The organism is Ochrobactrum sp. WV_118_8, assembly GCF_039631535.1.
GTDB classification, from domain to species: domain Bacteria; phylum Pseudomonadota; class Alphaproteobacteria; order Rhizobiales; family Rhizobiaceae; genus Brucella; species Brucella anthropi.
Window position 1 is genome coordinate 540,743 of the sequence record NZ_JBDIUZ010000001.1, and the last position, 20,544, is coordinate 561,286.

Sequence of the window (20,544 nt, forward strand, 5' to 3'; positions counted from 1 at the left end):
AGGCATTCGCCATCCCTCCCGCCAGTATCGAGTCCCCATCCGGTTGCCGGGAGTAAGTAGTCGTGCATCATGCATCCCTGACCAAGAACCTGACGCATCTTCAGCGCCTTGAGGCGGAAGCTATCCATATTTTTCGCGAGGTTGCGGCAAGTTTTTCCAACCCGGTAATGCTTTATTCGGTCGGCAAGGATTCGTCGGTGATGCTGCATCTGGCGATGAAGGCATTCTATCCCGCTCCGCCGCCTTTTCCCTTTCTGCATGTTGATACGACATGGAAGTTTCGGGAGATGATTGAGTTTCGCGATGCCCAGGCGCGTGAAAAGGGTTTTGAGCTGCTCGTGCATATCAATGAGGATGGCGTGCGCGAGGGGGTTGGCCCCTTTAGCCATGGATCGAATGTCCACACTCATGTGATGAAGACGGTCGCTTTGCGGCAAGCGCTCGACAAGTACAAGTTCGATGCTGCTTTTGGTGGCGCCCGTCGCGACGAGGAGAAATCGCGCGCCAAGGAGCGCATCTTTTCCTTCCGTAACGCGCAGCATGGTTGGGACCCCAAGAACCAGCGTCCGGAAATGTGGAAGATCTACAATACGCGGGTTTCCGCAGGGGAATCGATCCGCGTCTTTCCGCTGTCGAACTGGACTGAACTCGATATCTGGCAATATATCCTGCAAGAGAATATCCCCATCGTCCCGCTTTATTTTGCAGCGCATCGTCCGGTGGTCGAACGCGACGACATGCTGATCATGCTCGACGACGACCGCATGAAGTTGCGTCCGGGCGAAACGGTGGAAAACCGGCTGGTGCGGTTCCGCACGCTTGGCTGCTATCCGTTGACCGGCGCTATTGAATCCAGTGCGGCTGACCTCTCCGATATTGTCGAAGAAATGCTGATTGCCCGTACATCCGAGCGGCAGGGCCGCGCCATCGATCGTGACGAAGCCGGATCGATGGAAAAAAAGAAGCGCGAGGGCTATTTCTGATGAATGCGATAATCAAGCCTGTTGCGACCAATGCTGCAGTCAGCGACTTCCTGGCCGATCAGGAGCGCAAGACACTCTTGCGCTTCCTTACTTGCGGATCGGTGGATGACGGCAAGTCAACGCTCATCGGACGCCTGCTCTATGACACGAAACTGATCTTCGAGGACCAGCTCGCATCGTTGAAGAACGACAGCCGCAAGTTCGGTACCACGGATGACGATTTTGATTTTGCATTGCTGGTTGACGGTCTGGAGGCCGAGAGGGAGCAGGGCATCACCATCGATGTCGCCTATCGGTTCTTTTCGACGCCACGTCGTAAATTCATTGTCGCTGATACACCCGGCCATGCGCAATATACGCGCAACATGGCGACTGGTGCCTCTACAGCCGATCTTGCTATCGTGCTCATCGATGCCCGTCAGGGTGTACTGACGCAGACACGACGCCATTCCTTCATTGCCGCGGCACTTGGTATTCGTCACATCGTTCTGGCCGTGAACAAGATTGATCTGGTTGATTTTTCGCAAGAGGCTTTCGAGGGCATCGTTGCCGATTATATGAGTTTCGCCAATGAATTAGGCTTTGCCAGCATCCAGCCGATCCCGCTTTCGGCGCGTTTCGGCGACAATGTCACCCTGCCGTCGCCACGCATGGACTGGTATGAAGGGCCGCATCTGCTCGAACATCTGGAGACCGTGCGCATCGACACGGAGGCAGCGGCCAAGCCGTTTCGTTTTCCGGTGCAATATGTGAACCGGCCGAATCTCGATTTTCGCGGCTTCTCCGGCACTGTGGCATCCGGTTCGATCAGTGCCGGTGATGCCGTGGTGGTTGCCAAATCAGGCAAAACCTCCCGCGTAAAACGCATCACCACCTATGACGGTGACCTGCCACGTGCTTCCGAAGGACAGGCTGTCACACTGGTGCTGGAGGACGAGATCGAGGTTTCGCGCGGCAATATGCTGGTCGGGACGGAGGCCCGGCCCGAAGTTGCTGATCGGTTTTCAGCCAATATAGTCTGGTTCGGCGAGGAGGCATTGCATCCCGGCCGTTCCTATATCCTGCGTACTGAGACTGATCAGACACCGGTAACGATCAATGAGATCGTATACAGAACCGATGTCGATAGCTTCACCCGTCAGGAAGCACCCCGCCTTGACCTCAACGAGATTGGACTTTGCCATCTCCAGACGGTGGATCAGATTGCGTTCGATCCTTACGCGGATAATCGCGTAACGGGCGCGTTCGTCTTGATCGACCGGCTTACCAACGCGACTGTGGGTGCTGGAATGATCGATAGCGCGCTTCGTCAGGCGACGAATGTGCATCTGCAGTCCTTCGACCTCGACAAACAGACACGCGCAGCGCAGAAATTCCAGAAACCGGCTGTGCTCTGGTTTACGGGTCTGTCCGGCTCCGGCAAATCCACCATTGCAAATCGGCTGGAACAGCGGCTCCACGCGCTTGGCAAGCACACCTACCTGCTGGACGGTGATAATGTCCGTCATGGCCTCAACAGCGATCTGGGCTTCTCCGATGAGGATAGGGCGGAGAACATCCGCCGTGTCGGCGAAGTCGCCCGGTTGATGACCGATGCGGGGCTGGTTGTGCTGGTCTCCTTCATCTCGCCATTTCAAGCTGAGCGTGATCGGATTCGCGCTCGCCTGCCTGAAGGCGAGTTTGTCGAGATTTTCGTGGATACACCGATAGAGGAATGCATCGCGCGTGACCCGAAGGGGCTCTATGCGCAGGCTTTGCGTGGCGAGATCAAGGCTTTCACCGGGATCGATTCTCCCTATGAGGCGCCAATATCACCGGAACTACGCCTGAGCACGACGGGTCGTGACGTTGACGAACTCGTCGCAGAAGTAGAAAAGTATCTTGCCGAACGTAGTATCATCGGCAGTTATGGCAGCGATTCCTGGTCAATCTGAGCAATGAAGATTTCAGCCTCCCCGAAAGCCGATCCGAACGACGAAGCAATGCTGGCCGTCCTGCAGGAAGCTGCACTCGAGGCGGGGCGCGTTATCATGAAGCACTATGCCAATGGTTGCGCGGTTCAGAGTAAGAAAGATTCTTCCCCGGTCACGGAAGCAGATCGTGACGCGGAAGCCATCATTCTTGCTGCACTCGCTTCCGTTGTTCCGGATATTCCGGTTGTGGCTGAAGAAGAAGTGGCAGCGGGACGTTTGCCTTCACATTTGGGGCGGCGATTTTTATTGGTCGACCCTCTCGACGGCACCCGTGAGTTTCTGTTGCGAAACGGCGATTTCACGGTGAATATCGGCCTGATCGAGGACGGCGCTCCGGTTCTCGGCATCGTTTATGCACCAGTTCGCAATCGCTTGTTTATTGGAAACAGCAATGGTGCTGAAGAAATAACGACGACCAAAGATCATGCAATCGGAACAAGGCGTGGGATAGCGGTGCGCGTCCATGGGCCAGAGCGGGTGGCCGTCTGCAGCCGGTCACACAAGAACCCGGAAACGGAAAAGTTCCTGAACGACAACAGGATCAACAGCTGTGTTTCCATCGGTTCGTCGCTGAAATTCTGCCTGATTGCCAGTGGAGAGGCCGATATTTATCCACGTTTCGGCCCGACGATGGAATGGGATACGGCGGCGGGCGATGCCGTGTTACGCGCCGCTGGTGGCCTCACCACGACTTTCGAGGGAACGCCGCTCTCTTATGGTCAACGCGCCAATGAAGGTGTTGCGGGTTTTGCAAATCCCAATTTCGTGGCTTTTGGCGGTGGTACGAAGCCTGTTTTTGCTATGCTTTAATAGATTTTGGAAGCAAATGGATAGCGCCGTCCTGCTCTCATATACAACTCGTCTGAAGCCATTTCCAACTTTTGGGGTTAGGCATTAAAAAAACGACAGGATGCTCTTGCAGCTTGAAATTGGGGGCGTTATAAGCCGCCTCAATGGTCAAGACCACGTGGTCACGGAGTGTAGCGCAGCCTGGTAGCGCACCTCGTTCGGGACGAGGGGGTCGGAGGTTCGAATCCTCTCACTCCGACCATTTTCCCGAAAGTTTCGACTTACTCTTGTCTCCCGAAAACCGACATGCGCATGAACTCCCCATCATATTGGGCGAGGGCGACCACGCGTTTGCGATCCAGTATCTCCACTCGGTTTGAGCGAAACAGGATCAGCCCTTCCTCGCGCAGGTCACGCAGCATCCGATTGAGATGTATCGGTGTCAGTCCAAGAGCGTCGGCAAGCTGATATTGCGTCAGCGGGCAGTAGAACGAATTCGGATCACCCATTCCGCACGATTTCACGCGGTCGGAAAGCTCCAGAAACAGATGCGCAGTTCGGACGAACGCCGCGCGGCATCCGATATTGGTGAGATGTTCGATCAACATCGACCGCTGCCGCGCCAGAAGTTCGATAAGGATCAGACTGAGACGTGGCGCGCGTTCGATAGAAGCTTCAAGTGAGGCAAGCGGAATCTCGAAAGCCGACATAGGCGTAATTGCCGCGATTGTGTTGTAGCTGTAGCCATCGGCGGTTCGGAGTCCGAGAAAATCGCTACGCATGGGAAAGTCGATGATCTGCCGCTCGCCGCTTGAAAGATCGCGATATACGCACCCCCAACCGGATCGCACGAGATGGATGCTTCTGACACGTGCCCCCTGTTCAATGAGGGTGGCATCGGCCGCATAATCGTTTTCGATAACAGTGAGAGAAGAAAGCGCATCTGTTTCCCGCGCTTCCAGCTTGGCAAGAATTGGAGGTGCCTCCAATAAACCAATAAGCGCTTCAATCGATGGGTCTGTGATCTGCTTGCCACTATGCATTTCTAACCCACTAGAGCGTATCCCGAAATTTGTGAAACAGCCTTTCGGAAAAGATGCGCGTCAACATGAACAGTTAGGGCGCTCGTTCGATTCAATCAAATCGATATGCAATTTAAAGCACTTCCACCATACCGCATGGCGGTTTTGCGCGGAAATCGAATAAACAACCAGTTGAACATTTCAGTTGGAAGTCTGAGTGCCCCTGAGCTTTGAAACGCGCAATTGCCCCCCTTTGCGCTGACGAATTCAGTAAAATCGAAAACCAACTAAACGAAAGATATAGAGGCTATATCCTACCTCTCTCCAAGTCGTTCTTATGGACGGTCATAAATTTTCTGCATTGCTAACATAAGTTAATGACACGATTATTTCCCGATAGCAATATTTACCCCAGTCAAGGCTACAGGTCTATCCAGACAAGCACCGGAAATCACTCGTCTCTGACGAAAGTAATAGTTGGATGCATAAACATAGAGCAACTTGAGTAGCGCCGGGAGTATCACATGTTGGAAACAAGAGGGGATAGCCTTTGGGCTGCTTCGGAAAGCATGGGCGACAGGGGAAACGCCGCAAGCATTGAGGCAGCACGTGGTCGGCGTTTGTTGCTCGTATGCAAGAGCAATCTTGAGCGGCAGTGCCTTTATAACGGGCTTGTGCTGAACGGACTCAAGCTTCCCGTGGAAACGCAAGCGGCGGTTGAACTCGCAGATCCAACGGACGATATTGCTGTTGTTCTGATCAATATCGGCTCAAAGCGTTTGGCCGATCCGTTTTTTCCGAAGAAGTTGCAGGCTGTGATCGAACTCTGGCGTCCGGTTCCGGTCGTTTTTCTCGCCGAACGCGAGGAGTGGTCCCAGGTTGTGCGCGCCATGGAAATCGGTGCTCGTGGCTACATTCCCACTTCAGTCGATATCAAAGTCTGTGTTGAAGCCATCCATCTTGCCACCGCTGGCGGTATGTATGTTCCGGCCTCCATGGTTTTCCAAACCGCGCCGACCGATATCGACGACGATGTTTTGGGTGAACTGCTCACGGCACGAGAGATCGAGGTCGTCCATGCCATCCGAATTGGCAAATCGAACAAGATCATCGCGTTCGAACTCGGTATGAGCGAAGGCACGGTAAAGGCACACGTGCATAACATCATGAAGAAGATCGGTGCCGCGAACCGCACGGAAGTAGCGTGCAAACTGCACAGAATGTACGGCGAGAAGTTCGATTTCGACTGACTATTTCGATTTTCGTTGATCTGGCTCAGCGCCTGTTGCCCACAAAATGTGGAGGGGCGAACTGGTGATCCGCTCCTCCATAATAAGGATGGATGTTCTTTTGTTGGGCTCTCAGTCCAGTCTCCCCTGAAATGCCAGCCTTCCAGAGCCTGATTACATACTCGATCTGCTACGCTATAACGCTACTCATTCCCCACATTCTTCGACCAAAGCTAAACAACATCATTAAACGGCTCGATGGTTTTGTTTTTTAGTTACATCGAACCGGGATAAATGCGCTATGCGAAGTTTTTACCATACCGGTAACTCTTGCTTTGCTTCAGTCTTTCATGTGCAAGAGATAACTGAAAGAATACAACTGTTCGATTTTCAGTGAATATAGATATTGGATTCTCTATTAGCGATTAGGTTTATGAGAGTTGCATCGGGCCGTTCGAAGGGGCGGTCGAGCTTTAGACATTGATCGGTGAAATATGCGTTTCGTTTGAAATGTAAACGAATGTTTATACTTGAATTTATGCTGCTTTTGTTGGCCATTGGGCGAAAGCGACAAATATCGAAAATTGCTGAAAAGCGAATGCTATTCGAAGCCATTCGAACTGAAATGGTTGCTTTCTATCGAAAAAACGCGAAATTACCCGAACGTAATCAGAATAATGCCAGATCCGGGATAAAAATGCAGCTCACTCCCCGTCACAATGCAATTCTTGAGCTCGCTCGCAAGCAAGGGCAGGTTCTGGTGGATGATCTGGCTGCGGCTTTCGAGGTAACGCCGCAGACGGTCCGCAAGGATTTGAATGATCTTTGCCGCGCCCGGATGTTGCGCCGCATCCATGGGGGTGCACTCTATCCATCCGGCGTCGAGAACATGGAGTATGAAGCACGACGCCGCATCGCCGCGCATGAAAAGGAATCGATCGGGCGCGCTGCCGCAGAAATCATTCCGGACGGTGCTTCCTTGTTCATCAATATCGGCACCACAACCGAAGCCGTCAGTCAAGCGCTGGTCGACCACAACAATCTGATGGTCATCACCAATAATATCAATGTTGCCAATACGTTGCGTGTTCACCCCTCTATAGAGGTGGTGGTGGCAGGTGGCGTCGTGCGCCCGTCTGATGGAGGGATTGTTGGCGAGGCCGCCGTTGATTTCATCCGCCAGTTCAAGGTCGATTACGCAATCATCGGCGCTTCGGCTATGGACGAAGACGGTGCTTTGCTCGATTTCGATTTCCGCGAAGTGAAGGTGGCGCAGGCCATTATCGCCAATGCCCGGCACGTAATCCTTGTGACTGACGCCACAAAGCTGGAGCGGACAGCTCCGGTGCGTATCGGCCACATATCGCAGATCAATACCTTCATTACCGACCATTGTCCGTCGAACCAGTTGCGGGAGCTGTGCCACGAAAGTGAGGTAGAGCTGATTGAAACCCTTGGAGAAAGCCGGGCGGCAGAAAAACAAGCATAGTTTCGTTTATTTTCGATTTGCTTTCGTATGAAATGATTTATATTCGCTTTGGTTTTCGGAGAGTGGTCTTCGGGGTTCGCCATGGCGCAAGAGAAACTATTTGATATTTTTGTAATCGGCGGTGGCATCAACGGCTGCGGTATCGCACGTGATGCGGTTGGTCGGGGATTTTCAGTTGGCCTTGCCGAGATGAACGATCTGGCAAGTGGCACCTCATCGCGGGCAACCAAACTCATTCATGGTGGTTTACGCTATCTGGAGCACTATGAATTTCGTCTGGTGCGCGAGGCGCTGATGGAGCGCGAGGTGTTGTGGGCCAATGCACCGCACATCATTCATCCGATGCGCTTTGTGCTGCCTTATCATAAGGGCGGAATGCGCCCTGCATGGCTGTTGAGGCTCGGGCTGTTTCTCTACGACCATCTGGGCGGGCGTAAAAAGCTCCCCGCCACGCGTACGCTTGATATGCGCTCCGACCCGGCTGCGCAGCCCTTGAAACCGCTTTTTACCAAGGCATTCGAATATTCGGACTGTTGGGTGGATGACGCGCGTTTCGTTGCCTTAACTGCCCGTGATGCAGCGGATCGCGGAGCGATAATCCAAACCCGAACCAAGGTCGTGGCGGCGCGCCGGGACAGGGAATACTGGACCATTACGCTCGAAGATACCGGTACACATGAGCGCGAGGAAGTTCGGGCTCGTCTGCTGGTCAATGCTGCTGGTCCCTGGGCCGACAAGGTTCTGCAGGGTGTCGAAGGAGATCGACAGCTTCACAATGTCCGGCTTGTTCAGGGCAGCCATATTGTGGTGCGCAAGAAGTTCTCCGATCCCCGTTCCTATTTCTTCCAGAACAATGACGGGCGTATCATATTCGCCATCCCCTACGAGGATGAGTTCACCCTGATTGGCACAACCGATCAGGACTATCAGGGTGACCCGGCCAAGGTTGCGATCACCGATGGTGAGACCGACTATCTCTGCGCGGCAGCCAGCGAATATTTCAAGGAGCCGGTCAGACGCGCGGATATCGTCTGGACCTATTCCGGTGTGCGCCCGCTTTATGATGACGGTGCAAGCAAGGCACAGGAAGCAACGCGCGATTATGTCCTGAAAGAAGATGCACCCGATGGGCTTGCACCTCTGATCAACGTTTTTGGCGGTAAGCTGACCACTGCGCGGCGACTTGCCGAACATATGCTGGAGAAGATCGAGCATAGGCTGGGGCAAAAAGGTGCGCCGTGGACCCATGCTGCTCCGTTACCCGGTGGTGATTTCGTGGATGTCGAGTTCGAGCGTGAGCTGCAGAAGGTGAAAGTTGCATATCCTTTCCTGACGCCTGCTCATGCGCGGCGCCTGTTCCGGCAATATGGAACGCGTATTCATGTTCTGCTTGGGGAAGCCACTTCACTTGCCGACCTTGGACAGCATTTCGGTGCCGATCTTTATGAAGCCGAAGTGCAGTATCTGCTTGAGAATGAATGGGCGGTGAGCGCCGAGGATATTTTGTGGCGGCGTACGAAACTTGGTCTTCGCCTGAATGCGGCGGATGTTTCCTCGCTTGAGGAATATCTGAAGCCTGCACGCGTCGCCTAAGCCCTCTCAATCTGTAGCCGCACTTGCCAGTTGTGTTTTGAGCGGTCATTATCCTCCCAGACAGCGGGTTCCAGCCTTCCTGGGAGGAAAAGATGGGCACACCGCAAGACCGAACACATGCCGATCTGATTCAATCCGCGATCATGACAGCGGGAGGGGCAGCGCGATCTGCTCTGGTCGCCTCATGGCGACGCTCGTCGGAACTGCACGGGCTTGATCCTGCCGAACTGGGGTCGGTGCGCACCCTTTCCGATGGTGAATTCAGAACCGCTCATCAACGTATCGAACGTCTTGTCAGCATAGCGCAAGCCAGTATGGATCGCCTTTATCTGGCCGTCGGTGGTGTGGGTTGTTGCGTGCTTCTGGCTGACAGTGAGGGCGTTCCCGTTGAACGTCGTGGTGCGCCGGGCGACGATGATACATTCTATCGCTGGGGGCTTTGGACCGGTGCTGTCTGGAGCGAACAGAGCGAAGGTACCAACGGTATCGGTACATGCATTGTTGAACAGCGCCCGCTGACAATTCATCGCGACCAGCATTTTCATACCCGTAATATCGGGCTTTCCTGTACGGTCGCCCCGATCCATGATCATCAAGGGCGTTTGATGGCAGCGCTTGATGTTTCCTCGTGCCGCGCCGATCTGACGGAGGCTTTTGCGCAGCTTATATCTGTCGCAGTGATCGATGCTGCACGGCGCATCGAGGCTGAAAATTTCCGTCAGGCTTTTCCCGAGGCTCGTATCATGCTGGCGCCAAGCCCCGACAGAACCGGCGGAGCACTGATCGCGGTCGACAAGGATGATCTGGTCATCGGCGCCACACGTGCGGCGCGTCTGGCAATGGGCCTTGACGATGCCGCTATTGCAGTTCCGTTGCCTGCAGCCGATCTTCTCGGCTGGCATGCTGACCCTCGTGAGGATATGGCCGAGTCAGAGCGCAGCGTTATTCTGCGCGCTCTTGCGCGCGCAGAAGGGAATATTTCGGCCGCAGCCGGCCTTTTGGGCATCAGTCGCGCCACGCTTCATCGCAAGCTCAACCGCCTGAAGATCATTCGTCCGCACTAATCGGCAATAAGCGGGCGCAACTGTCTCAATATTGCGACACATAACCTTGCGAGCTTGAATGCGCGGGATGACTCTTTCGTGCTGCCGCGCGATCCTCACTCATGAAACGCTGTAGGAGCAGCGTGGTTTTGGGAGGAATGTCATGAACAAGGTTGAATTCAGCCGGACCGTGAAGCCGGCTTTCGCAAAACGCTACGGAAACTTCATCGGGGGCAAATGGGTCGAGCCCAAGTCGGGCCGCTATTTCGAGAACACTTCACCGGTCAATGGTCAGGTGCTTTGCGAAGTAGCCCGCTCGGATGCCGCCGATGTTGAAGCGGCTCTCGACGCAGCGCATGCCGCCAAGGATGCCTGGGGCAAGACGAGCGCGGCGGAACGCGCGCTCATCCTCAATCGCATTGCTGACCGGATTGAGGAAAATCTGCCTGCGCTCGCTGCCGCCGAAACCTGGGACAACGGCAAGCCAATCCGCGAAACCACCGCTGCCGATCTTCCTCTGGCCATCGATCATTTCCGTTATTTCGCCGGTGTGATCCGCGCCCAGGAAGGCAGCATTTCCGAAATCGACCACGACACGGTCGCTTATCATTTCCATGAACCACTCGGCGTTGTCGGTCAGATCATTCCGTGGAATTTCCCGCTTCTCATGGCGACGTGGAAGCTTGCTCCGGCCCTTGCGGCGGGCAACTGCGTCGTACTGAAACCGGCTGAACAGACACCGGCATCGATCCTGGTGCTCATGGATCTGATCGGCGATCTTTTGCCCCCCGGTGTGATCAATGTCGTCAATGGTTTTGGTCTTGAGGCAGGCAAACCGCTCGCATCGAGCCCGCGTATCGCCAAGATCGCCTTCACCGGCGAAACGACGACGGGTCGATTGATCATGCAATATGCCAGCCAGAACCTCATCCCGGTTACGCTGGAACTCGGCGGCAAGTCGCCGAATATCTTCTTCAAGGATGTCGCAGCGGAAGACGACGATTTCCTCGACAAGGCCATCGAAGGCTTTGTGATGTTCGCACTCAATCAGGGCGAAGTCTGCACATGCCCAAGTCGCGCGCTCATCCATGAATCGATTTACGACAAGTTCATGGAAAAGGCGCTCAAGCGCGTGAATGCAATCGTGCAGGGCGATCCCCTCGATCCTGCCACGATGATCGGTGCACAGGCTTCCAGTGAGCAGCTGGAAAAAATCCTGAGCTATCTCGATATTGGCCGCCAAGAAGGTGCTGAAGTGCTGGCAGGTGGCGAGCGCAATATTCTGCCGGGCGATCTGGCTGGCGGTTATTACGTCAAGCCGACCGTATTCAAGGGCACTAACAAGATGCGCATTTTCCAGGAGGAAATCTTCGGACCGGTTGTGTCTGTTGCTACCTTCAAGGACGATGCGGAAGCGCTATCGATTGCCAACGATACGCTTTACGGTCTGGGTGCCGGTATATGGACGCGTGATGGCACGCGTGCCTATCGCTTCGGACGTGCCATTCAGGCCGGTCGTGTGTGGACCAATTGCTACCATGCCTATCCGGCACATGCGGCATTTGGCGGTTACAAGCAATCGGGTATCGGTCGCGAAAACCACCTCAAGATGCTGGATCACTATCAGAACACCAAGAATATGCTGGTGAGCTACAGCCCGAAGAAACTGGGTTTCTTCTAGCCGAAGCTGACCCCGGAACTGCAATACGGAGAAAACATCTTCGTATTGCGCTCAATCAAGGGATGGAACCGTTCCTCATGCCAGTATTGCGTCGAGCATAACGGTTTCCAATACCCCTCCCAAGGGGGCCTGGGCGGAAACGCCCGGGCGACCTTCTTCTAGTGCCTCCGGAAAGCATTCAGTTTTCGACATTCATTTCTTCCCTCCCCCAGGAAGCCAGCTCAGTTCGACAACGAAGGAGAAACTTCATGGCAAAGACAATGAAAGCCGCTGTGGTGCGCGCATTCGGAAAGCCACTGACAATCGACGAAGTGCCGATACCCGAGCCCGGACCGGGACAGATACAGGTTGCCATCCATGCGTCCGGCGTTTGCCATACCGATCTGCATGCAGCCGAAGGCGACTGGCCGGTAAAGCCCAACCCGCCATTCATTCCGGGGCATGAAGGCGTCGGTTATGTTTCGGCTGTCGGTAGCGGTGTCAAACACGTTAAGGAAGGCGACCGCGTCGGCGTTCCATGGCTTTATACCGCATGTGGCCACTGTCGTCATTGCCTGGGCGGCTGGGAAACACTCTGCGAAGAGCAACTTAATACAGGCTATTCGGTCAATGGTGGCTTTGCCGAATATGTCGTTGCCGATCCGAATTTTGTTGGTCACTTGCCGAAGAACATTGATTTCAACGAAATCGCGCCGGTTCTCTGTGCTGGCGTGACGGTCTACAAGGGTCTGAAGGTAACGGATACCAAACCCGGTGACTGGGTTGTGATCTCCGGTGTCGGTGGTCTCGGCCATATGGCGGTGCAATATGCCAAGGCAATGGGGCTTAACGTTGCCGCTGTCGACATCGACGACAGAAAGCTTGATCTCGCGCGGAAACTTGGCGCGACCGTTACCGTCAATGCCAAAACGCATAATGATCCGGCGGCCTATATCAAAAAAGAAACCGATGGCGGTGCGCAAGGCGTGCTGGTTACGGCTGTTTCGCCGATCGCATTCGAACAGGCCTTGGGCATGGTATCGCGTGGTGGGACTGTATCGCTGAACGGTTTGCCACCCGGTGACTTCCCGCTCTCAATATTCAACATGGTGCTGAACGGCGTCACCGTGCGCGGCTCAATCGTCGGTACGCGGCTCGATCTGCAGGAGTCGCTGGATTTTGCTGGCGACGGCAAGGTCCGCGCTACCATCCGCACGGAGAAGCTCGAAGATATCAACTCCATCTTCGATGATATGCGCCAAGGCAATATTGAAGGTCGCGTAGTCGTGGACCTGACTCAATAGGCAAGTTGGGCTAATATTAAGAGAGGGCGGTGAATTTCCGCCCTTTCGTATCATGGAGGAGGATATGGTTGAGGTAGCTCCCGGCGACGGCAAGGGTCAGGTTAGCGCCACGGCGGCAGCGCTTGACCTCATCCGTGAATTGCAGGCCGAATATGGGCCGATCATGTTCCACCAGTCGGGTGGTTGTTGTGACGGGTCATCACCGATGTGCTATCCGCAAGGAGAATTTATTGTCGGCGATACGGATGTAAAACTGGGCGAAATCGGTGACGCTCCGGTCTATATCAGCGGCCCGCAATATGAGGTCTGGAAGCATACCGAACTCATCATCGATGTCGTTCCGGGGCGCGGAGGCATGTTCTCCCTCGACAATGGGCGCGAAGTTCGGTTTCTGACGCGTTCGCGGGTCTGTTCGGTTCCCTGATTTCTCTTTTCGTTTTGTGGCGAAGCGGTTAGTTAGATCGGAGAGGGAGGGAGACGATCCAACATGGCCGCAGCAGGAAAACGAGCAACCATTCATGATGTGGCACGCCTTGCCGGTGTGTCGATCAAGACAGTTTCACGCGTCTACAATGACGAACCGAATGTGCGCGAAGCCATTCGCGAAAAAGTCAGGCAGGCGGGGAGTGAGCTCCGTTACCGTCCCAATGCTGCAGCGCGCAACCTTGTTGAACGGCGTTCTCACCTGATCGGACTTTTCTTCGAGAACCCCAGCGCCAGCTATGTCACCGAACTGCAGATGGGCGCACTGGAACGGCTGCGCGACACGCGATACCGGCTGCTGATCTTCCCCGTCGAAAATCGTGAAGACATCCGTGGTGCGCTGATCGAAACAGCCCACGCTTCCGGTCTCGACGGCATCATCGTGACGCCCCCCATGTCGGACGATCCTGAAATTCTGGCCGAACTGACGGCTTCCGCAATGCCATTTGCCCGTGTCGCAGGCGACGCGAACGTGCACCCGACCGATAGCGTCACGATCGATGACGAAGCGGCTGGCGTCGATCTGATGGAGTATCTTCTGAAACTCGGCCATCGCCGGATTGCGATCGTGATTGGCGATCCAACCCATCGCTCGGCAGAGCTGCGTCTCGCGGGCTATCGCCGCGCACTGGAAAAGGCAGGGATCAAGCGCAATCCCGATTATGAGGTGCAGGGTGGCTTCAGTTTTGCGAGCGGTCTCGCCGCCGGAAAGAAGCTGCTTTCGCTTGAGGAACCACCCACCGCTGTGTTTGCGTCAAACGACGATATGGCCGCCGCCGTCATGCAGGTCGCCTATGACCGCAACATTGCGATACCTGATCAGCTAACGGTGGTTGGCTTCGATGACAGCGCGATTGCCAGCATGGTTTCGCCGCAGATCACCACCGTCCGCCAGCCGATTTTCGAGATGACCCGCGATGCAGCGGACATGCTTCTCAACCAGATCGAAACCGGTCACCTGTCAGCCTCCCGGCGGATTGAGTATAAACTCATCATCCGCCAGTCATCGGGAAAAGCGCCGGTATAGGCCTGTCTAACTCTGTGCTGGACGCGAGGGGAAGAACCGCTCGCGGGCGAAATTGCTGCCGAAGATCATGTCATATTGCAGCATCTGATAGTCACGCAGGAGAGGAGGAAATGGCGGTCTCTGTTGCCAGCCTTCCTCGACTTTCTCCGAACGGTCGTAAACCGCATGATTGTCAACGACCTGGTAGCGCTCATGCAACTGACGCAGGAAGCCTGTGTAATAGGGATGCTGCATACCCGCCATATCCAGAATGTGCAGGGGCAGGAAGGCAGGGCTGATCGTACCGGTTCCCCGCTCGGCACCACGTTTATTCGACCAGAGAACAAGCGGCGTTTCGTGTTGCAGCATCATATCGGCGGCAGGCGCTGTGCGGCTCGCGACCCGGTTTGCCATGAACCCGGTCTCGACATAGACGGGGCCGAGTGGTGGCAGATGGTCACCGAAGAAGACGAGAATGGTTTCGCGGTCGCGCTTCGACGCCCACTCCATCAACCGTGCAAGGCTCGCATCGGCATCCATGGCGCCTTGCGAATAGGAACGGATCGACTGGCGCGTGTGCTCGCTGGCGTCAGTCTGCACCTCAAGTTTGGAATCCGGGTAACGATTGGCTTCGTAGGGGCCATGTCCCTGAAGTGAGACGGCAAAGAAGAAGAACGGCGCATCCATGGAATCTGCTTCGCGGATGATTTCGTCGGTCAAAGCAGCGTCGGAGGCCAATGAGCCGCGCTTTTCCAGCGGTGGCATGTTTTCTTCTGACATGAACTTGTCAAAGCCCATGCTTTCATAGACGGGGCCGCGGTTCCAGAACCATTGGCGATAGGGGTGGATGGCGCGCGTCGCATAACCCTGATCCTTGAAAAAGCTTGCAAGCGAGGGAAGCGGGCGACGGATATATTGCTGATAAGGGATACTGCCGGAGGGCAGGAAGGCTTTGGAAAAACCGGTCAGAGCCTCGAACTCGACATTGGCAGTCATGCCACCGAATTCTGGCGAGAAGACATGGCCGGATTGTTCCGCCCGGACTGTCGGGATCGGGTCGGCGCTGAAAGCCACGCCCGGAAGGCGGGTCGGATCCCAGAAGGATTCGCTCATCACCATAATGACGTCAGGCTTGCTGGTATCGAATGCAGCAGGGATCAACTGCGCCGGCGGTTCGATGGCGGCAATTGCTTCGGAAGAATAGCCTTCCGGAGCGAAGACGGTAGCCATTGGCACATTCAGGATGAAGGCCATGGTAAAGCCGTTATGGGCGTAGTTTTCCTTCTGGTCCCACATGATCGGCAGGATGCGCAGACGGTCGCGCGCCAGCGAAAAACTGGCATAGTCGGAAATCACTGCGAACCAGGCGAGCAAGGGCAGCGCGAAGGCAATACGCAGCATCCGACCCTTCCATGGGATTGGGTCAAAGCGCCGCCACCAGAACAGCGTCACGGTGATCATCACCGCTGCCGAAGCGATGAGAAGCAGGGCTATGCCGACCGCACTCCACGGGCGGTCACGCACCAGAAGCGGCAGAAGATCGACGATCTGACGGGCATAGAGAAAATCGCTCGGATAAAGCGGGTCACCGAGATAAAGGCTCTTTTCGCGTGCAGTTGTGGCCGCAATCAGTGCCAGCGGGGCGACAACAAAGAAGCCATAGTGAATGCGTCCGAAAATAGCGTCGCTTGCTGTCAGGACCACGACGAAGAGCGCAACGGTCGTCCATGCAGGCTTATGCGGTGTGCGGAAGAACTGCATCGTGTCGGTGAACGAGCCGCGCACGATCCATTCGACAGTGAAAACCAGCAGCGTTGAAAGTACAATGGAAGCGAGCGCAATTGCGGCGAGGCGCAGCGGCCAGGCAATACGGGCAGGCCCGAAAATCGCGGCATCGCTCCAGCGACGCGCTGCGGTATTTTCCATCACACCCGGCATGTTTTACTCACTAACTCCCGCACTTCTACAAAAAGCCTGTCACATTTCTGTCATGGAAATGTCAAGGCACGCTTGGGCCGCGAGTGATACGCACCGTGATCTGAATGGATGATGAATGGAGCATGTCTCCCGAAAGTGGGAACCGGTTTCGGGATAAAGACATGGGTAAAAACAAACAGATAGAGCATTTCGAATGTTTCAATCAAAACAGAGAATGCTCTAAAATGAAAACAGGGCCGGAACTATTCCGGCCCTGTCCATGGCATTATAGCGGATTGGATTACGAAAAGACGTCTTCCAGTCCCTTGGTCAGTTCCAGCGCCTGCCGCTCGAACAGGCGGCGATAGATGCCACCCGGCTTGCGGATAAGCGCATCATGATCGCCTTCTTCAAGGATCTTGCCCTTGTCGAAAACCAGCAACCGGTCAAGCGCACGAACCGTCGAAAGCCGGTGCGCAATGACAAGCGTCGTACGACCAACCATCAGTCGTTCCATTGCCTGCTGGATCAGCACTTCCGATTCTGAATCGAGGCTCGATGTGGCCTCATCCAGAATAAGGATTGGTGCATCTGCCAGAAACGCACGGGCAATCGCCACACGCTGACGCTCGCCACCCGAAAGCTTCACACCCCGTTCACCGACAAGCGTTGCATAGCCTTTCGGCAGGCGGCTGATGAAGTCATGTGCGCTTGCGAGGCGTGCAGCCTCTTCGATTTCCGCCTGTGTCGCACCGGGGCGGGCATAGGCGATGTTCTCGGCCAGCGTCCGGTGAAACAGGATTGGCTCCTGCTGCACGATGGCGATCTGCGATCTGAGCGATGCCTGTGTGACTTCGGCAATGTTCTGTCCGTCAATCTTGATGGCGCCGCCACTGACATCGTAGAGACGCTGGATCAGCTTGACGAACGTCGTCTTGCCCGAGCCCGAATGACCGACCAGACCAACCCGTTCGCCTGCCTCGATCTTGACTGAAAAGTCGCGATAGAGGGCTGCTTCGTGGTTGCCATAGTGGAAAGTGACGTGATCGAAGGTGATCTCGCCATTTCCAATCTTGATCGCCGGTGCACCTGGCTTGTCGGCAATGCCGTAAGGCTGTGCCTCGATGTCGACCAGTTCTTCCATGTCGTTGACCGAACGCTGCAGGTTGCGGATATGCATTCCTACGTCGCGCAGATAGCCTTGCAACATGAAGAAGGCTGTCAGAACGAAGGTGATATCACCCGCCGTTGCCTTGCCCTGGCTCCACAGATAGAGCGCAAAGGCGATGACCATGCCGCGCATCACCAGCAGGTTCGCGCCCTGAATGAATCCATTCAGCGTACCGATCAGCCATGTGCGGCGTGTGCGACCGCGCCACTTGGAAACGACCCTTGCAAGACGCGCATCTTCACGGCTTTCCGCGCCAAATGCCTTGACAACGGCGTTGCACGAAATGGCATCGGCCAAAGCGCCGCCCATGCGCGTGTCCCAGCTATTGGCAAGCGTTGCCGCAGGCGCAACAAAGCCAAGCGAAATCACGATCGTGCAGACGATGAACAGCACCGAACCGATTGCAACCAGCAACCCCATCAGCGGCCAGTACCACGATAGAAGTACCACCGAACCAACCAGCATCAGGATTGACGGCAACAGTGCCACGATCAGCGTATCGTTGAGCAGGTCGAGCGCCCACATGGCACGCGAGACCTTGCGCACGGTCGATCCGGCAAAGGCGTTGGCGTGCCAGTCTGTCGAAAACCGCTGCAGCTTACGGAACGAACTTGCTGCCATGTCGCTCATGATCTTCAAGGTGAAGTCCGTGATGACATAGAAGGTCAGCTGACGCGTAATCAACGCCAGCGCACCCAGCGCAAGCAGGATGATCAGGGCGTGGATGGCCGCATCCCATCCACTGTCGCCGCCAAGCGACAATGCGTCGACCAACCGACCGGAATAGAGTGGTGTCAGAACATCTGCGGCTGTTGCAAGCAGCATGCCGATTATCATCAGCGTCAGCCGCAAGGGCTGACTTCGCCAATGGCCGAAAGTGTAGCCGAGGACATTGCGGAAGGCAGGTCCCCGGAAATCTATGCGAAACCGAGTCATATCTATAATACCAGGCCGTGTTTAAACGGATTCTGGTTCCTTTAAAGAAGACAAAACAAGCAGCCGGTGAGGGCTGCGGCAAATTTGGAAGTTTTGGAATCTGCCCTTTTAGGGAGGGCGTTCAGGCCTCAGCCTGCAATGCGGGCCAAAGACTTAAAGCTTTGAAGCGCCCGCGCAAACACTGGGCACCATGGGGAATGGGTAATAGATACGCATCTCATACCTCTTGCCAGTGTTGCAGATAGATGCACAATAAATGAGCAAAAATTTTTGCCAAGGCGCAAAATGACGAATTTTCTATCCAATCATTTGACTGTGACAAATTTGCAAGCCTTGTTTTAAGTGCTGATCCAGCTTTCAGCCCTTTGCTGAACGGATATTTTCACTTTTTCCGTTACAGGACGGCTCCGGCCTTGCAATTCTGCCGCTCATGGGTGAAGGGTCGTTCTGAGATATATCAGAGCCGTGCGGCGCACAGGGAGAGTTCATGACAGTCCATCAAAATCTGATCGCGGGCGAATGGGTCGGCGGCGACGGGATCGCCAATATCAATCCTTCGGATACGAATGATGTCGTTGGGACCTATGCGCGGGCAACTGCCGAAGACACCAAGGCAGCCATTGCCGCCGCGAAAGCCGCTTTCCCGGCCTGGTCGCGTTCCGGCATTCTGGAACGCCACGCCATCCTGCGCAAAACTGCCGATGAAATTCTGGCGCGCAAGGACGAGCTTGGCCGTCTCCTGTCGCGCGAAGAAGGCAAGACGCTGGCTGAAGGCATCGGCGAAACCATTCGCGCCAGCCAGATTTTTGATTTCTTCGCGGGCGAAGCCCTGCGTTTGGCTGGCGAAGTTCTGCCTTCTGCACGTCCGGGTATCGGTGTGGAAATCACCCGTGAGCCGATCGGTGTCGTGGGCATCATTACCCCATGGAATTTCCCGATCGCTATTCCGGCCTGGAAGATTGCGCCGGCACTTTGCTACGGCAACACGATTGTGTTCAAACCGGCTGATCTCGTGCCGGGCTGCTCCTGGGCGATTGTCGATATCCTGCACCGTGCGGGATTGCCAAAGGGCGTTCTCAATCTCGTCATGGGCAAGGGTTCGGTTGTCGGCCAGACCATTCTGGACAGTGCGGACGTTCAGGCCGTCACCTTCACCGGCTCGACCGGTACGGGCAAGCGCGTTGCGGCGGCTTCCATCGAGCATAACCGCCGCTTCCAGCTCGAAATGGGCGGCAAGAACCCGGTTGTCGTCCTGGATGACGCCGATCTCGATGTCGCTGTCGAGTCCGTGGTCAATTCGTCCTTCTTCTCGACCGGCCAGCGCTGCACGGCATCGTCGCGTATCATCGTGACGGAAGGTATCCATGACAAGTTTGTCGCTGCTGCAATCGAAAAGCTGAAAAGCGTTGTGGTCGACAATGCCCTGAAGCAGGGCACGCATATCGGCCCGGTTGTTGATGAAAGCCAGCTTCAGCAGGACATGGATTATATCGAGATCGGTCGCAAGGAAGGCGCAAAGCTTGCTTTTGGCGGCGAACGTCTGAACCGCGAAACGCCGGGCTTCTACCTCCAACCTGCGCTTTTCACCGAAGCCACCAACCAGATGCGTATCAGCCGCGAGGAAATCTTTGGTCCGGTCGCTTCGGTCATCCGCGTCAAGAATTATGAAGAAGCGCTTGCTACCGCCAATGATACGAGCTTCGGCCTGTCGTCTGGCATCTGCACGACGAGCCTGAAATACGCCACGCATTTCAAGCGCAATTCGGAAGCGGGCATGGTGATGGTCAACCTGCCGACCGCCGGTGTCGATTTCCACGTGCCATTCGGCGGGCGCAAGGGTTCGAGCTACGGTCCGCGCGAGCAGGGCCGCTATGCCGCCGAGTTCTACACGACGGTCAAGACAGCCTATACGCTGGCCTGATAGCAATGTGAGTGGATGCAAAAAC

Annotated in this window: 15 protein-coding genes and 1 tRNA gene; 13 read left to right on the forward strand and 3 right to left on the reverse strand. The window is 55.4% G+C overall.

Translation table 11 applies throughout. The features are described 5' to 3' along the window. Positions 1 to 62 precede the first annotated feature (62 nt). The 4 genes from cysD to ABDF71_RS02560 all read left to right on the forward strand — a co-directional run bounded on the left by cysD (position 63) and on the right by ABDF71_RS02560 (position 4,007). On the forward strand, positions 63 to 983 hold the full coding sequence (cysD, locus tag ABDF71_RS02545) for a sulfate adenylyltransferase subunit CysD (RefSeq protein WP_010658033.1): 921 nt from the start codon (positions 63 to 65) through the stop codon (positions 981 to 983). Next, a complete protein-coding gene (gene cysN, locus ABDF71_RS02550; RefSeq protein ID WP_151614936.1) occupies positions 983 to 2,917 on the forward strand; it encodes a sulfate adenylyltransferase subunit CysN in 1,935 nt (644 codons plus the stop codon). Before cysD ends, cysN begins: the two co-directional genes overlap by 1 nt. A 3-nt stretch (positions 2,918 to 2,920) precedes the next feature. After that, entirely contained in the window at positions 2,921 to 3,766 is an 846-nt protein-coding gene (gene cysQ, locus ABDF71_RS02555; RefSeq protein WP_010658035.1) for a 3'(2'),5'-bisphosphate nucleotidase CysQ, read from the forward strand. A gap of 164 nt (positions 3,767 to 3,930) precedes the next feature. Then, positions 3,931 to 4,007: transfer RNA gene (locus ABDF71_RS02560), tRNA-Pro, on the forward strand. 19 nt (positions 4,008 to 4,026) lie between these two features. On the opposite strand, the gene ABDF71_RS02565 is transcribed toward ABDF71_RS02560, so the two are convergent. Beyond that, positions 4,027 to 4,788: a Crp/Fnr family transcriptional regulator gene (locus tag ABDF71_RS02565; RefSeq protein WP_029925890.1), complete on the reverse strand. Its 762-nt coding sequence runs from the start codon at positions 4,786 to 4,788 to the stop codon at positions 4,027 to 4,029. Between the two features lie 503 nt (positions 4,789 to 5,291). On the opposite strand from ABDF71_RS02565, the gene ABDF71_RS02570 reads away from it, so the two are divergent. The 8 genes from ABDF71_RS02570 to ABDF71_RS02605 all read left to right on the forward strand — a co-directional run bounded on the left by ABDF71_RS02570 (position 5,292) and on the right by ABDF71_RS02605 (position 14,595). Then, positions 5,292 to 6,017 carry a LuxR C-terminal-related transcriptional regulator gene (locus ABDF71_RS02570; protein ID WP_500060973.1) on the forward strand — a complete coding sequence of 242 codons (726 nt, stop codon included), beginning with the start codon at positions 5,292 to 5,294 and terminating at the stop codon, positions 6,015 to 6,017. Positions 6,018 to 6,693: 676 nt separating this feature from the next. Beyond that, positions 6,694 to 7,485 (forward strand): DeoR/GlpR family DNA-binding transcription regulator, encoded by a 792-nt coding sequence (locus ABDF71_RS02575; protein ID WP_010658039.1) that lies wholly within the window; start codon positions 6,694 to 6,696, stop codon positions 7,483 to 7,485. Positions 7,486 to 7,566: 81 nt separating this feature from the next. Continuing rightward, entirely contained in the window at positions 7,567 to 9,078 is a 1,512-nt protein-coding gene (gene glpD, locus ABDF71_RS02580; protein WP_029925888.1) for a glycerol-3-phosphate dehydrogenase, read from the forward strand. Between the two features lie 92 nt (positions 9,079 to 9,170). Next, positions 9,171 to 10,142: a GAF domain-containing protein gene (locus ABDF71_RS02585; protein WP_010658041.1), complete on the forward strand. Its 972-nt coding sequence runs from the start codon at positions 9,171 to 9,173 to the stop codon at positions 10,140 to 10,142. Positions 10,143 to 10,284: 142 nt separating this feature from the next. Next, a complete protein-coding gene (adh, locus tag ABDF71_RS02590) occupies positions 10,285 to 11,802 on the forward strand; it encodes an aldehyde dehydrogenase (RefSeq protein ID WP_011982458.1) in 1,518 nt (505 codons plus the stop codon). 248 nt (positions 11,803 to 12,050) lie between these two features. Further along, complete coding sequence (gene adhP / locus ABDF71_RS02595) at positions 12,051 to 13,085, forward strand: alcohol dehydrogenase AdhP (RefSeq protein WP_010658043.1); 1,035 nt, start codon at positions 12,051 to 12,053, stop codon at positions 13,083 to 13,085. Between the two features lie 64 nt (positions 13,086 to 13,149). Continuing rightward, positions 13,150 to 13,509 (forward strand): DUF779 domain-containing protein, encoded by a 360-nt coding sequence (locus tag ABDF71_RS02600; protein ID WP_010658044.1) that lies wholly within the window; start codon positions 13,150 to 13,152, stop codon positions 13,507 to 13,509. Positions 13,510 to 13,572: 63 nt separating this feature from the next. Next, positions 13,573 to 14,595 (forward strand): LacI family DNA-binding transcriptional regulator, encoded by a 1,023-nt coding sequence (locus ABDF71_RS02605; RefSeq protein ID WP_040128975.1) that lies wholly within the window; start codon positions 13,573 to 13,575, stop codon positions 14,593 to 14,595. 6 nt (positions 14,596 to 14,601) lie between these two features. Here ABDF71_RS02605 and ABDF71_RS02610 read toward each other — a convergent pair whose 3' ends face one another. Both ABDF71_RS02610 and ABDF71_RS02615 read right to left on the reverse strand, forming a co-directional pair. Beyond that, positions 14,602 to 16,512 carry an LTA synthase family protein gene (locus tag ABDF71_RS02610; protein WP_500060977.1) on the reverse strand — a complete coding sequence of 637 codons (1,911 nt, stop codon included), beginning with the start codon at positions 16,510 to 16,512 and terminating at the stop codon, positions 14,602 to 14,604. A gap of 280 nt (positions 16,513 to 16,792) precedes the next feature. Continuing rightward, positions 16,793 to 18,598: an ABC transporter ATP-binding protein gene (locus tag ABDF71_RS02615; protein ID WP_151662926.1), complete on the reverse strand. Its 1,806-nt coding sequence runs from the start codon at positions 18,596 to 18,598 to the stop codon at positions 16,793 to 16,795. A gap of 487 nt (positions 18,599 to 19,085) precedes the next feature. Between ABDF71_RS02615 and ABDF71_RS02620 the strand changes: the two genes are divergently transcribed. Next, positions 19,086 to 20,519 (forward strand): aldehyde dehydrogenase family protein, encoded by a 1,434-nt coding sequence (locus ABDF71_RS02620; RefSeq protein WP_010658048.1) that lies wholly within the window; start codon positions 19,086 to 19,088, stop codon positions 20,517 to 20,519. Positions 20,520 to 20,544 lie beyond the last annotated feature (25 nt).

Excerpts from the sequence above, each read along its gene's own strand:
- ABDF71_RS02570 (WP_500060973.1), top strand. The coding sequence starts at position 5,292 with ATGTTGGAAACAAGAGGGGATAGCCTTTGGGCTGCTTCGGAAAGCATG.
- ABDF71_RS02620 (WP_010658048.1), top strand. The coding sequence starts at position 19,086 with ATGACAGTCCATCAAAATCTGATCGCGGGCGAATGGGTCGGCGGCGAC.
- adhP (WP_010658043.1), top strand. The coding sequence starts at position 12,051 with ATGGCAAAGACAATGAAAGCCGCTGTGGTGCGCGCATTCGGAAAGCCA.
- cysN (WP_151614936.1), top strand. The coding sequence starts at position 983 with ATGAATGCGATAATCAAGCCTGTTGCGACCAATGCTGCAGTCAGCGAC.
- ABDF71_RS02610 (WP_500060977.1), bottom strand. The coding sequence starts at position 16,512 with ATGCCGGGTGTGATGGAAAATACCGCAGCGCGTCGCTGGAGCGATGCC.
- ABDF71_RS02585 (WP_010658041.1), top strand. The coding sequence starts at position 9,171 with ATGGGCACACCGCAAGACCGAACACATGCCGATCTGATTCAATCCGCG.
- ABDF71_RS02600 (WP_010658044.1), top strand. The coding sequence starts at position 13,150 with ATGGTTGAGGTAGCTCCCGGCGACGGCAAGGGTCAGGTTAGCGCCACG.
- cysQ (WP_010658035.1), top strand. The coding sequence starts at position 2,921 with ATGAAGATTTCAGCCTCCCCGAAAGCCGATCCGAACGACGAAGCAATG.
- ABDF71_RS02565 (WP_029925890.1), bottom strand. The coding sequence starts at position 4,788 with ATGCATAGTGGCAAGCAGATCACAGACCCATCGATTGAAGCGCTTATT.
- adh (WP_011982458.1), top strand. The coding sequence starts at position 10,285 with ATGAACAAGGTTGAATTCAGCCGGACCGTGAAGCCGGCTTTCGCAAAA.
- ABDF71_RS02575 (WP_010658039.1), top strand. The coding sequence starts at position 6,694 with ATGCAGCTCACTCCCCGTCACAATGCAATTCTTGAGCTCGCTCGCAAG.
- ABDF71_RS02605 (WP_040128975.1), top strand. The coding sequence starts at position 13,573 with ATGGCCGCAGCAGGAAAACGAGCAACCATTCATGATGTGGCACGCCTT.
- ABDF71_RS02615 (WP_151662926.1), bottom strand. The coding sequence starts at position 18,598 with ATGACTCGGTTTCGCATAGATTTCCGGGGACCTGCCTTCCGCAATGTC.
- glpD (WP_029925888.1), top strand. The coding sequence starts at position 7,567 with ATGGCGCAAGAGAAACTATTTGATATTTTTGTAATCGGCGGTGGCATC.